This is a genomic window from Bacillus sp. BHET2, assembly GCF_005938125.1.
Lineage (GTDB): Bacteria > Bacillota > Bacilli > Bacillales > Bacillaceae_B > Rossellomorea.
This window is the reverse complement of sequence record NZ_VCQN01000001.1, coordinates 79673-93426: the sequence shown is the minus strand read 5'-3', so window position 1 is coordinate 93426 and position 13754 is coordinate 79673. Positions and strand designations below refer to the sequence as shown.

The following is a 13754-nucleotide window of genomic DNA, read 5'->3' as shown; positions in this document are numbered from 1 at the left end:
ATGCTTGTCACCTCTGTTCGAGCCGCCTGCGCTTTTCTATTCTCCAGCCACTTCTTGAATGATTGCTATTACCATTTCAGATAGTTTGTTTAGTTCTTCGACTGGCATTCTTTCGCTCTTCGTGTGGATTTCTTCGTAGCCTACTGCCAGGTTGACAGTTGGCACACCAAAGCCTGCGATGACGTTCGCATCACTTCCGCCTCCGCTTGTTTGAAGTTCACTTGGGCGACCGATTTTCTTGGCCGCGCGTTTTGCCACTTCCACTACTTCGTCACCATCGTTAAACTTAAAGCCAGGGTACATCACTTCCACATTGACTTCCGCTTTTCCGCCCATTTCTTCAGCAACGGATGTAAATGCCGCTTTCATTTTCTCTACTTGTGCTTCCATTTTTTCAGGGACTAATGAACGTGCTTCTGCAAGAATATCCACTTGTTCGCATACGATATTCGTTGCTTTTCCACCTTCAAAGCGGCCGATGTTGGCTGTTGTTTCTTCATCGATGCGGCCAAGAGGCATTTTAGAGATTGCCTTCGCTGCAATCGTGATGGCAGAAACACCTTTTTCAGGAGCTACTCCTGCGTGGGCCGTTTTCCCGTAAATGGTCGCTCTTACTTTAGCTTGTGTTGGTGCAGCTACGATTATATTTCCGACTTTCCCGTCACTATCAAGAGCGAAACCATATTTCGCTTTCACTAGAGTGGAATCCAGAGCTTTTGCTCCTACTAATCCTGACTCTTCACCTACAGTGATGATGAACTGGATATCACCGTGAGAGATATTATTTTCTTTTAGAACACGAACAGATTCAAGCATTGTTGCAAGACCTGCTTTATCATCCGCGCCAAGAATGGTCGTACCGTCAGAGTATATGTAGCCATCATCTTTAAGAGTTGGCTTAACCCCTTTTGCAGGAACCACTGTGTCCATATGAGAAGTAAAGTAAATCGTATCTACGCCTTCTTTATTCCCTTTTAGAGTACAGATCAGGTTGCCAGCTCCATGACCTGTTTCTCCCATCGTGTCATCTTCGAATACCTCTACTCCAAGATCAGAGAATTTTTGTGTTAATACTTTCGCGATTTCTGCTTCTTCTTTCGTTTCCGAATCGATTTGAACCAATTCCAGGAATTCATTTAATAAACGTTCATGATTAATCATTTAATAGACCTCCACAAATATGTATTCACTTCTATAGTATAGCGTGAATAGTCATCTACAACAAATGGTACCACTTTTACAATGGGATATTTCCATGCTTTTTCTTCGGACGTTCTTCTCGCTTATTTCTCATCATTTCCAATCCTTGAATCAATTTGATTCGGGTTTCACGGGGATCAATGACATCGTCCACCATCCCTCTAGATGCCGCTACATAAGGATTCGCAAATTTCTCCCTATACTCTTCAATTTTTTGCTCACGAAGCTCTTCGGGGTTCTCACTGCCTGCAATTTCCCTCGCAAAAATGATATTCGCTGCTCCCTGCGGACCCATGACGGCAATCTCTGCATTCGGCCATGCAAACACCAAATCTGCTCCAATCGATTTACTATTCAAGGCTACATATGCGCCTCCATAGGCTTTTCGTAAAATTACCGTCATTTTTGGAACCGTCGCTTCAGAATAGGCATAAAGAATCTTCGCACCATGACGGATGATGCCTCCATGCTCCTGCTTGATACCAGGAAAGAAACCTGTTACATCTTCAAACGTGATCAACGGAATATTGAAAGAATCGCAAAAACGGATAAAGCGGGATGCCTTGTCAGAAGAGTCTATGTCGAGCCCTCCAGCCATGAATTTTGGCTGATTACAAACAAGTCCAACGACTTCTCCCTTAATACGGGCCAATCCTATAACAATATTTTTCGCAAATTCCTTTTGAACCTCCATGAAGCTATTTTCATCTACAATTTCATTGATCACCGTTCTTACATCATACGGACGAATCGCATCAAATGGAATAAGGTCCGTTAGATTCGCACGGTAATCATCTTTTTCATCCACTTCTAAGCGAGGGGGTTTCTCTTCATTATTTTGAGGTAAATAGGCTAATAATTTCCGAACCTCCCCGAGCACCTCTTCTTCCGTTTTCCCTCTGAAATGGGCATTCCCGCTAATAGAGTTATGAACCTTAGCTCCTCCTAAATCCTCAGAGCTAATTTTCTCCCCAGTTACGGTTTCGATGACTTTAGGTCCAGTGATGAACATTTGACTTGTTTCATCCACCATAAAGACAAAGTCCGTTATCGCAGGTGAATAAACCGCTCCACCAGCACAAGGACCCATGATGACAGATATTTGTGGAATTACTCCTGAATAAATGGAGTTCCGATAGAAGATATGCCCGTAGCCGTCTAGCGATACGACCCCTTCTTGAATTCTTGCTCCACCTGAGTCATTTAGTCCAATGAAAGGCGCACCATTCTTGACTGCCAGATCCATGACATGTGATATCTTCTTCGCGTGCATCTCTCCCAATGCCCCGCCAAAAACTGTGAAATCCTGGGAGAATAAATAAATGGGTTTCCCATTCACTTTCCCATAACCTGTCACTACCCCATCCCCTGGGCCCTGTACCCCGTCAAGTCCAAAGTCTGAGCATCGGTGCTCGATGAATGGGTTCAGTTCAACAAAGCTCCCCGGGTCCACTAAAATATCGATTCGTTCCCTTGCAGTCAACTTTCCTTTTTCGTGCTGTTTGTCTATTTTTTTATCTCCGCCACCAAGTTCAACTTCTCTTCTGCGGTCATATAGTTCATTTATTTTTTCATAGATATCCATTATGCTTGCTCCCCCTTGATGTTTGATTTATCACAAAGCTCATAGAGTACACCGTGAGCTGACTTTGGATGCATGAACGCAACTGCCGCTCCACCGGCACCAGTCTTAGGCGTTTCATTGATCATTCGTACTCCTTTGGTCTGAAGTTCCGCGATCCGTTCCGCGATTCCTTCCACGCCAAAGGCAATATGATGGATGCCTTCACCCTTCTTTTCTATAAACGTGGAAATCGGACTATCATTATGTAAGGGCTCGAGTAACTCAAGCTTAATATTTCCACCATCTAAAAATGCAACCTTCACGCCTTGATTACCCACTTCTTCAATCTTGACCAGTGAAAGCCCAAGCGTATCTTCGTAAAATGGAAGAACATTGTCTATTGATGATACTGCTATACCGATATGGTCTACCTTTTTCATCCTTATCATCCCCCTGTTGTTTACATGCTCCACCCATATAGTATTCCATAAATGTTGTCGAATTTCCTCCTATTCATACGAATAATTAAAGCGTTTTCTTAATTTCCAATGGTTGTCTTCTCTTACCATTCACGATAAAATAGAATTGAAAATTATCTCATGCTTAGGTGGGAGAATGGAGAGATACAATGGGTAATAAAAAAGTGCAAAAGATAGTTGTACTTGTTATGCTGTTCGCAATGATAGCATCCACGATCATGGCAGGACTGACTTTCTTACTATAAAACAAAAACTTTCATAAAAATGAAAGGATCTGCTTTTCGACTCTGTCGATCAGCAGATCCTTTTCATTTTAATGCACCATATTCTTTTCCCAGCAGATTGAAGTTTTTCTTCGTTTTCACGACCAGTACTTTGGTTCCAATTGGTACTTTATCAAACAGGTATTCAACATTTTTATTGTTCATTCGAATGCAACCGTTCGAGATGTATTTGCCTATCGAGGAAGGTTGATTTGTCCCATGGATTCCATAGATTCTGCCGTCCGTACCTTTTGCATCAAAACCTATCCATCTCGATCCAAGGGGGTTTCTCGGGTCCCCACCTGGAATATTCTTTCTACGATAATAAGGGTTTTTCGCTTTAACCGTTACACTAAATAAGCCTTCCGGGGTAAGGGACGTTGTTTTCCCCGTTGCTACATGGAAGGTTCCCTGAATTTCCCCGTTGTCTATATAAGCCAATTGATTGTTCTCCTTGTTCACGATTATAAACGGATCTCCCGGCATCGGGTTTCTTCCTAGTGGCCAAATAGGAGAAGCAAACAATATTATGGCAAGAAGTAATCGCATCCTATCACCTTTTTCATGTTTTAGGTGTAGTTTACTTCTCTTTGTTCACTTTCATCCTTCCTTATTCCTTTAAACGAACTCTTCAGCAGAAGGTACTGCTCCATTTCTTGAACAAACTGATAAAGAGCCGCACGGGTTTCGAACTCTTCCCTCGTTTTTGGTAAATCCATTTGTTCAAACTCCACTTTCATATCGTACAATTTTTTTAAGTAAAATAAAGCTGTGTTTCCTGGATGGATATGATCGCTAAGCTCTTCAAGAAACTCAGCAATGCGATTCCCCTGCTCCACCGTCAAGGAAATCGATGTGGCTATAGGAAGGATACGCTGAAGGATCTCAAATTGTTTCTCCCTCATTTTAAAGTACAAATAATATAAGTTCTCGTCCCTTAAGAAGTGGTTTTCCACATCCTTAAAGGCAATGGTCTTCGCTTCTTTGAGTAATTGTTCTGTTTCCGTGATTTCACGGCCATCCCACTTGCTGTCATTGGTCCGTAAATAATTGATCATTTCACAGAAGATCTTATAAAAATTCGCTTCGATCTTTTCTTGATACTCAATCATCTTTTTATCAACACTTGGCATATACAGATTCATAATAAGGGCAATCCCGATGCCAATTACGATGATTCCTAATTCATTTTCAAATAGCCCCGGGGTTACGTTACCTGCCGAGTATATATGTAGAATGATAACGGAACTCGTGACGATTCCTTCTTTAATATTCAGAGCAACTGTAATGGGGATAAATACGAGTAACAGCAACCCGATGACGGCGGGATGATAAGCCAAAAATTCAAAGAAGGCTGCAGAAAACACCATGGCAATCACGCATGCTAGAAATCGGCTCCATGACGCATTCACCGATTTTTTCTTCGTATTCTGAATGCACAGAATCGTCAATATTCCGGCAGATACAAAATTATCCAAATGAAACCACTGTGCAATACTGATTGCAGCAGCTGTCCCGATTCCTGTCTTAAGTGTACGATACCCGATTCGAAACATTCATCGTTCTCCTATCTCTCTCTTTTTTTGCTTCTTAAGAATACCATAAAATAGTCTTGACATAAAAAGAAGGATTAACGAATCAAATCGTTAATCCCTTCAATAATTATAGTATTTTTTCGAGGAATTCTTTTCCACGGTCACTTTGCGGGTTAGCGAAAAATGGCTGGGGTTCGCCTTCTTCAATGATCTTTCCATCATCCATGAACATAATCCGGTCAGCTACCTCCCTCGCAAATCCCATTTCATGTGTCACAATGATCATCGTCATTCCTGTAAGGGCGAGTGATTTCATGACCTCAAGAACCTCTTTCACCATTTCTGGATCAAGAGCAGACGTCGGTTCGTCAAATAGCATGACTTTCGGTTCCATTGCAAGCGCTCTTGCAATGGCCACCCGCTGCTTTTGACCGCCTGATAACCGGTTCGGATATTCGTCACTTTTTTCTTGTAGCCCTACTTTTGTTAGAAGATCCTTCCCTAACTTAACGGCTTCCGCCTTATTAATCCCCTTCACTTTCATCGGCGCGTAGATAACATTTTCTAATGCAGTCATATGAGGAAAGAGATGAAAATGCTGAAAAACCATTCCGACATCTTGTCTTACTTTACCTATATTCTTCCCCTTAACGAGAGCACTTTCAAAATAAATCGACCCTGAGGATGGTTCTTCTAGATAGTTCAAGCAACGCAGCAAAGTGGATTTCCCTGATCCGGAAGGACCGATCAGGGCGACGACCTCCCCTTTTTCGACTGAGAAATCGATCCCTTTTAATACTTGAAGCTTTCCGAACGACTTTGTAATCTTTTCTCCTTTAATCATTTCCACGTAGTCTCCCTTCCAGTACTTTCCCTAATAAAGTGAGAATCATGACAAGCACATAGTAGATCATCCCTGCGAATAGAAGCGGTTCAAAGAAGGAATACAAATCACTACCAACCATATACGATCGTCTCATTACATCGGCTGCTCCGATAACGGTGACGATCGCGGATTCCTTTGTTAGCGTTATAAATTCATTCATTAAGGCAGGCAAAATATTTTTAATCGCCTGAGGCAAGATTACGTCTTTCATCATTAAGCGGTACGGAACACCAAGAGCCATTGCAGCTTCTTTTTGACCTTTATCCACTGCATTGATTCCGGCACGGATGATTTCAGAAATATAGGCCGCTGAATTTAGGGAAAAAGCTAGAATCGCAGCAGTATATGGTTCAACTTGTGTGCCTAAAAGCTGAGGGGAACCGTAAAAGATGATCATTAGCTGGAGAACCAAAGGGGTTCCTCTAAATACGGATGTATAAATATCGGCGAGTATTGTTAATGGTTTGATGGAACTAATTTTACAAAGGGCGAGAAGAATACCGAATGCAAATCCAAGCACCCCTGCTAACCCGACAATTTTAAGAGTGACTTTCAACCCTTCCAGAATAAAAGGAATGGAAGGAATCAGTTGTTCAAAATCTAATGGCATTGCAATCTCCTCCAAGTAAGTGGTTTGATTTGAAGTAGGAAGGGCTAACCTTTTGAGGGGTTAGCCCTTCATCAATTTACTGTTCTCCGTCAAACCATTTTTCAGCCAGTTCGTCTAACTTTCCATCGTCTTTAAGCTTCTTCAGTGCATGATTGAACTCACTTGTAAGCTCACTGTCCTTCGGAAGAGCAACGGCGGAACCAGCTTCCTCTTCGTCCACATTCATTGTGTTTCCTTGAAGTTCTTCATTTTTATCCAGATAGCCGTTTGCCACTGTATTTTCAATGATGATGGCGTCAAAACGTCCATTTTGCAGATCTTGTATTAGCTCAGGAATACGGTCACGTGTGTCTACTTTCAGCTGAATCGATTTTGAAAGTTCTTGAGCCGCATCCTGTTGAATGGACCCTAATTGAACGCCTACTGTTTTCCCGTCAAGATCTTTCTCGCTTTGAATTCCGCTTTTTTTTGTGGAGATGATCATATCTTTAGCTGTGTAGTATATCTCACTAAAGTCAACGTTCTTTTGACGTTCCGGCGTTGGTGTCATGGCAGAAAGCACGAAATCTATTTGACCGGTTTTCAGGGCAGAAATTAATCCGCTGAATTCCATATCCTTGATTTCGATTTCATATCCCATTTCATCAGCAAGCATATTGGCAAGTTCAATATCATATCCGATGATTTCATCACTGTTGGCTGTATCAACATATTCAAATGGTTTATAGTCAGCTGACGTCCCCATGATAAGTTTCTTTGATTCTCCTGCCTTCTCTTCCCCAGTGCCGCATGCAGCTAGAGTAGTAGAAACAATCAATAATAATACGATAGATAATAGCTTTTTCATGTTAGTTCCTCCCTTATTTATGTATAAATATAATATATAATGTATATTAATTACTATATTCGTATTGTAGCAGAGATTAATTTTTATTCAATAGTTTTTATAATTATCGATAAATGTTTATATATTCTGAAAATATTCACCTGTATTTTGGGGATTTCTATGTTCATTCAAGAATAAAGAGATGAAACCCGCCTGTTTTTATTCAAAATATATGCAAATCTACAAACTGTATATTGGTTCTGAATGTATATGACTCTGTCCGTTTTGAAGAGGAAAATGAAGGTAAGGATATAGGCAATTATAATGAGGTTCATTTGGTGCTCTTTTTAGATTCTTTGTGTTTGTCTATCCGTCATTAGACAGGCAGAATATAGAAACACATAGTGGATTGTAGCGGAAGGCACTTGACTCCTGCGGGAAATAGAGGAAAGGTCGAGACCCCGCAGACGGAACGTCGAGGAGGCCAGATTTCCTCCCCGCCGGAAAGCAAGTGCCTGTAGCGGAAAGGAACGGTCCATTTTTTTATACTACCTCTCATCCAAAAAATAAATTCGAGGATCACAAACTAAAAAAGAAAAATATTGAAAAACGGTCACTTTTATCGTCAAGAAATGAACGAAGCAAGTTAAGAGGATGATAAAAAAAACTGAATGAATAAATCAGTAAACGCAAACCAATAAAAAAACCCGTCAAGTTCTCACTTAATCTGTGAGTAACCTGACGGGCTATTTTCACCTTACTTAAACTTCTTCGCAATACTGATCGAAGTAAGATTGGATTTTGTTTACGACTGACATTGGGTCATGACCTTCAATTTCGTGTCTTTCTACCATTGTTAATAGCTTTCCGTCTTTTAACAATGCAAATGATGGTGAAGATGGCGGGTAGCCAGTAAAGTAGCTGCGTGCTTTCGCTGTCGCTTCTTTATCTTGACCGGCGAAAACCGTTACTAATTGATCCGGTCGCTTATCATAATGAATGGAATGAGCGGCCGCTGGTCGAGCAATTCCTCCTGCACATCCACAAACGGAGTTGATCATTACCAATGTAGTACCTTCTTTAGTAAATGCCTGATCCACTTCTTCTTCAGTCGTTAATTGAGTAAATCCTGCTGTCTCAATTTCTTGACGAGCTTGACGTACTACGTCATTCATTAATAAATTGAAATCTATATCCATGCTTAAACTCTCCTTTAATCGCTGACTTAATCATTCTCCACAAAACGAGGGAATTTGATGTACCCTTATCATAACAATTTCAAACCATATCTTTCAATTAAAATTAACTATTCCCATCAAGGATTGCTTCTTTATATCGTTTCAGCAATTCTTCCACTGCTTGGGAAGTCGTAAAGCCTCCCTCTTTCACCCGATCTTCCATTCGCGGGAGGGAGGACTTGATGCTCTGATGAAAGAAGAAATCTGACAGGATCCTTTCTTTCAGCATGGTATGGAACCATTCCTGTTTTTGAAGAAGTCTTCTTCCCTCAAAGACACCCTGTTCTTTTGTTTGCTCTTCAAACTGCTGGATCACATTCCACAGTTCCCGCAATCCTTCATTTTTCAATGCTGAACAGGTATATGCCTTTGAGCTCCAACCTTTCGTAGCAGGAATAAGGAAATGAAGGATTTGATTAAGCTCTCTTTTTGTTTTCTCAGCGAGAGGCTTATTTTCTCCATCGGCTTTATTTACTAGCAATGCATCCGCAAGCTCCATGATCCCTTTTTTCATTCCTTGTAACTCATCACCGGCCCCAGTAATGACAAGTAATAGGAAGAAATCCACCATCTGCCTTACCATGACTTCACTTTGTCCGACTCCTACTGTCTCTATAATGACAAGGTCATACCCAGCTGCCTCACATAAAAGAAGGGTCTCATTTGTCTTGCGATGAACCCCTCCCAATGTACCTGCAGTAGGGGAGGGTCTGACAAAGGCGCAGGGGTTTTTCGATAGCTGCTCCATTCTTGTTTTATCCCCTAATATGCTCCCTCCTGATATGGAGGAGCTTGGATCAATTGCAAGAACAGCAACGCGTAGACCTTGCTCGCATAACATTTCACCGAACTGTTCGATAAATGTACTTTTCCCTGCACCAGGCACACCTGTAATACCGATCCGAAAGCTTTTACCTGTAAAGGGCAACAACTCCTGAAGCAGCTCTTGCCCCAATGCATAATGTTCCTCCGCATTACTTTCAATCAACGTAATGGCTTTTGCCAAATAGCTGCGATTGCCGTTTAGGATCCCTTCCTTTAATTCGGTTATGGATACAGGATCCTGTCTCTTTTTCACAAACCGTTTCTTTCGACCCGACTGATACTCTGTCATTATTCAGCCACTTCCTCATAGCCCAGCACTTCATAAATCTCTTTAATGACTTTTTGGGCAGCGACAGGAATGATCGTTCCAGGTCCAAAGACGGCAGATGCCCCATTGCTTAGAAGGAAGTCATAGTCCTTGGCTGGAATCACTCCACCGATGACCACAAGGATGTCTTCTCTGCCGAGTTTCTTAAGCTCCGCTACTAATTGAGGAAGGAGGGTTTTATGACCAGCGGCTAAAGAGCTTACCCCGATTACGTGTACGTCATTTTCAACCGCTTGTAGAGCAGTTTCCTCAGGCGTTTGGAATAACGGTCCAATATCCACATCGAACCCTAGGTCGGCAAACGCAGTACTGATCACTTTCGCACCTCTATCGTGACCGTCCTGTCCCATCTTAGCAATGAGAATACGCGGCCGTCTTCCTTCGTTATCCAAGAACTCCTCTGTCATCTCTTTCACGATATTAATTTCTTGTTCATTTGAAAAATTCGAGCTGTACACCCCACTTATACTCCGTATCGTTGCTTTATGTCTTCCCGATACATTTTCAATCGCATCGGATATTTCTCCTAATGTAGCCCTTGCCCTTGCTGCATCAACGGCTTTTTCAAGAAGATTCCCTGCTCCCGTTTCAACTGCATGAGTCAATGCATCGAGGGTTTTGATGACTTTCTCTTCATTTCGCTCTTCTTTCAGCTTTTGTATTCGTTCAATCTGTTTTTGTCTGACAACCGTATTATCAATGTCCAGTGTATCAATTGGATCTTCCTTATCAAGGCGATACTTGTTGACTCCTATAATAGACTCATCACCTGAATCGATCATCGCTTGTCTTCTGGCAGCCGCTTCCTCGATACGCATCTTCGGTAAACCGGTTTCGATGGCCTTTGTCATACCACCAAGCTCTTCAATTTCTTCTATATGCTCCCAAGCCTTTTCCATTAGCTGTTCTGTTAAGGTTTCAACATAATGGGAACCTGCCCATGGATCGATCACTTTCGTAATGCCCGTTTCCTCTTGTAGATATAGCTGAGTATTACGTGCGATGCGGGCAGAAAAATCTGTCGGAAGGGCAATCGCTTCGTCCAGTGCATTCGTATGGAGCGATTGCGTATGTCCCATCGCTGCTGCATGTGCCTCAAGTAATGTGCGAATGACATTATTATAAGGATCCTGCTCTGTTAAGCTCCAGCCAGACGTCTGGGAGTGAGTACGGAGAGCCATCGATTTTGGATTCTGAGGGTTGAATGTCTTCATCATTTTTGCCCAGATTCTTCGCGCCGCCCTCATTTTCGCCACTTCCATAAAATAATTCATTCCAATCGCCCAGAAGAATGAGAGTCTTGGAGCAAAGGAATCGATATCAATTCCAGCCTTTAGTCCAGTCCGCACGTATTCAAGACCATCCGCCAGCGTATAAGCAAGCTCTATATCTGCAGGTGCACCAGCCTCTTGCATATGATACCCTGAAATACTGATGCTATTGAACTTCGGCATATGCTTAGACGTATATTCAAATATATCCGCAATGATTTTCATCGACGTTTCCGGAGGATAGATATACGTATTACGTACCATGTACTCTTTTAAAATATCATTTTGAATCGTACCGGCAAGTTTCTCTTGTGATGCCCCTTGTTCTTCTGCCGTAACGATGAAAAACGCCAGAATCGGTAACACCGCTCCATTCATAGTCATGGAAACAGACATTTGATCGAGAGGAATCCCGTCAAACAGAATTTTCATATCCAAAATGGAGTCAATGGCCACCCCTGCTTTCCCTACATCTCCCACGACACGGGGATGATCCGAATCATAGCCTCGATGAGTAGCTAAATCAAACGCGACAGATAGCCCCTTCTGCCCCATACTTAGATTTCTTCTATAGAAGGCATTGCTTTCTTCAGCAGTCGAAAAACCTGCATATTGCCTTACCGTCCAAGGCCGGTTCACATACATGGTTGGATACGGCCCCCTTGTATACGGAGCCAAGCCAGGAAGATCTACTCCATCAGAAATATTCTTAGTATCTTCCTCAGAATAAAGAGGTTTTATAGAAATTTTTTCATTCGTCTCATACGTATTGTCCGACAAGAAAACCTTTCTCGTTGTTCCCTCATTTGAATACGGGTTGATTTGTTGCCAATCAGGCTTAGTCAATGTCTTTCCCCTCCTCCCAAATGGTTAATAGTTGATCCAATTTTTCAAGCATATTCTGTTTATTAAAGATGGACCCGTTCAATCCCATACGATCCCATTCATCTTTACTCTCCTCAGGAATTTTCCCTGCTATGTCAATCACAATAGCAGAATCTATTCCATGGATGGATTCTACGATCATTGAAAGTTGGTCATTGTACTCTTCGTCTTTCCCACATACCACATAGTACGAATAACGGGTTTCTTCCACGAAATGAAGAAGATCTTCCTTTGACCAGCACTCCTTACTCTGGTGAGCCTGAATGCCTCCGGTGGCTAAAAACCCTTTTACAAAGTCAGCACGGGGCTTGTGGGTTTTCAACTCTCCTAACCCTATCAGACCAGCTACCGGTTTACTTGCAAGCTTCTGTGCCCGACTCCTTAAGCTTTCAAAAGGAAGTGACAGCCTCTCGCCCGTAATTGACGATGTAACTGGAAGTGATTCTTCCAGGTTTGCATAAATATTTGTCCCGATCATCGAGTTCTTTCGTGTGGCTAAATCATGAATGCGGGCTTCTTTCACTTTATTTATTTTTTCTTGTATAGAACCATTTGCCTGGGAAACCAGGATCCCGCCTCTCTCATCTATTTGTTGAAATTCCTTCCAGGCAAGCTTCCCGACTTCTTCTGATAGCCATTCTACATAATAAGAACCGCCACCCGGGTCTATGACTTTATCCAGGTGGGCTTCTTCACCGAGAATGAGTTGAGTATTGCGGGCGATCCTTTCAGAGAATGGATTCACTTCACCACTCACTTCATTGAACGGAGTAACGACCAAATAATCGACCCCTGCGAGGATCGCAGAAAAAGCTTCTCCACCTCCGCGGAGCATATTGACATAGGAATCAAGGGTTGATTTATTAAATTGAGACGTTTCTGCACTCGTGCTTATGGAGCCTGAAATCCTCTCCTCTGCCAATCCATAAGAAGATAATACCTCCTGCCACAATTTCTTAAATGCCCTGATTTTCGCAATTTCCATAAAGAAATGACTACCTACTGAAAAATGGAAGTGCATTTTTTCAGCCGCTTTCTCCAAAGCCCATCCCTTTTCCTTAAGGGCATCAATGTATGTGACACCCTCACTTAGTGCATAGGCCAGCTCCTGAGTCGCACTGGCTCCTTTATTATGGTAAGGAACTGAATTGACGATCAACGTCTTAACATCAGGAAGATGAATGTCTCCTTCTTCTGCAACCATCAACCATTCATCTAATCTATCTTTATCCGACCATTCTCCTTCTGAGAGGGGATCGAATCCAACAATCCCTTTCATTCCCTTCAATTCAGTGAACGTCTCCATTCGATGGATCGATAATGATGTCTTCTTATCAATCGAAAAAATGGGGGTATCGAATTCTCGCATTTCTTTCATAAATTCATAGACATGTTTTGCACCATTTAATTCTCCAATGGAAAACGAAAGACAGTTCTGCCCCCGCGATAGTACATCCTTCAATGCTGATGTAAGTTCTCCCCATGATTCCCTTTTGATTGGTTGAGCGATAAACCATTTCGGAGAAAGCTCCACTTTCCCTTCAACATTTGGAATATAGTCCCTCACTCTATCTCGCTTTGGAACATCTTCCTCTGTATATAACGGCTTAAGCTCAATATTTTCATAAGTGTTCGTATGTAAAGAATGTATCCCCTTTCCCTTTAACGCTATTTCAGCAGCTGCCTGCCAATCTGTAAGTGTGCGACGACTGAATGATTGATCTTTCATATCACTAAGCTTCATAATACCCCTCTTCCAAATCACAATTTTGTAATCGTTTACATAATTACTTAAAAAATTCAACTAAATTAGTAGGAGTGCTCATTGAAAATTCGAAATGTTT

Annotated in this window: 13 protein-coding genes; 1 reads left to right on the top strand and 12 read right to left on the bottom strand. The window is 42.0% G+C overall.

The window, feature by feature from the left end; translation table 11 throughout:
* Positions 1-36 precede the first annotated feature (36 nt).
* The 3 genes from FGG79_RS00420 to mce form a co-directional block, all read right to left on the bottom strand.
* Complete coding sequence (locus FGG79_RS00420; protein WP_138775552.1) at positions 37-1161, bottom strand: tripeptidase T; 1125 nt, start codon at positions 1159-1161, stop codon at positions 37-39.
* 76 nt (positions 1162-1237) lie between these two features.
* A complete protein-coding gene (locus tag FGG79_RS00415) occupies positions 1238-2785 on the bottom strand; it encodes an acyl-CoA carboxylase subunit beta (RefSeq protein WP_138775550.1) in 1548 nt (515 codons plus the stop codon).
* The gene (gene mce / locus FGG79_RS00410) at positions 2785-3204 is read right to left on the bottom strand and encodes a methylmalonyl-CoA epimerase (protein WP_138775548.1); all 420 of its coding nucleotides are present in this window, start codon (positions 3202-3204) and stop codon (positions 2785-2787) included. Before mce ends, FGG79_RS00415 begins: the two co-directional genes overlap by 1 nt.
* Before the next feature lie 188 nt (positions 3205-3392).
* Here mce and prli42 point away from each other — a divergent pair, with 188 nt between their 5' ends.
* Positions 3393-3488 (top strand): stressosome-associated protein Prli42, encoded by a 96-nt coding sequence (gene prli42, locus FGG79_RS21565; protein WP_171050731.1) that lies wholly within the window; start codon positions 3393-3395, stop codon positions 3486-3488.
* Between the two features lie 63 nt (positions 3489-3551).
* On the opposite strand, the gene FGG79_RS00405 is transcribed toward prli42, so the two are convergent.
* The 9 genes from FGG79_RS00405 to FGG79_RS00365 all read right to left on the bottom strand — a co-directional run bounded on the left by FGG79_RS00405 (position 3552) and on the right by FGG79_RS00365 (position 13654).
* Entirely contained in the window at positions 3552-4055 is a 504-nt protein-coding gene (locus FGG79_RS00405) for a L,D-transpeptidase (RefSeq protein WP_138775547.1), read from the bottom strand.
* Positions 4056-4075: 20 nt separating this feature from the next.
* A complete protein-coding gene (locus FGG79_RS00400; RefSeq protein ID WP_138775545.1) occupies positions 4076-5062 on the bottom strand; it encodes an aromatic acid exporter family protein in 987 nt (328 codons plus the stop codon).
* Positions 5063-5168: 106 nt separating this feature from the next.
* Positions 5169-5885: an amino acid ABC transporter ATP-binding protein gene (locus tag FGG79_RS00395; protein WP_138775543.1), complete on the bottom strand. Its 717-nt coding sequence runs from the start codon at positions 5883-5885 to the stop codon at positions 5169-5171.
* Positions 5878-6537, bottom strand: coding sequence for an amino acid ABC transporter permease (locus FGG79_RS00390; RefSeq protein WP_138775541.1), 660 nt, complete (start codon positions 6535-6537; stop codon positions 5878-5880). Before FGG79_RS00390 ends, FGG79_RS00395 begins: the two co-directional genes overlap by 8 nt.
* Positions 6538-6613: 76 nt before the next feature.
* A complete protein-coding gene (locus FGG79_RS00385) occupies positions 6614-7384 on the bottom strand; it encodes a transporter substrate-binding domain-containing protein (protein WP_138775539.1) in 771 nt (256 codons plus the stop codon).
* Positions 7385-8124: 740 nt separating this feature from the next.
* Positions 8125-8562, bottom strand: a complete 438-nt coding sequence (locus tag FGG79_RS00380) for a BrxA/BrxB family bacilliredoxin (protein WP_138775533.1) — start codon at positions 8560-8562, stop codon at positions 8125-8127.
* A 103-nt stretch (positions 8563-8665) separates the two neighbouring features.
* The gene (gene meaB / locus FGG79_RS00375; RefSeq protein ID WP_138775531.1) at positions 8666-9715 is read right to left on the bottom strand and encodes a methylmalonyl Co-A mutase-associated GTPase MeaB; all 1050 of its coding nucleotides are present in this window, start codon (positions 9713-9715) and stop codon (positions 8666-8668) included.
* A complete protein-coding gene (gene scpA / locus FGG79_RS00370) occupies positions 9715-11847 on the bottom strand; it encodes a methylmalonyl-CoA mutase (RefSeq protein ID WP_240794227.1) in 2133 nt (710 codons plus the stop codon). Before scpA ends, meaB begins: the two co-directional genes overlap by 1 nt.
* A 16-nt stretch (positions 11848-11863) precedes the next feature.
* A complete protein-coding gene (locus FGG79_RS00365) occupies positions 11864-13654 on the bottom strand; it encodes a methylmalonyl-CoA mutase family protein (RefSeq protein ID WP_138775527.1) in 1791 nt (596 codons plus the stop codon).
* Between the last annotated feature and the right edge of the window lie 100 nt (positions 13655-13754).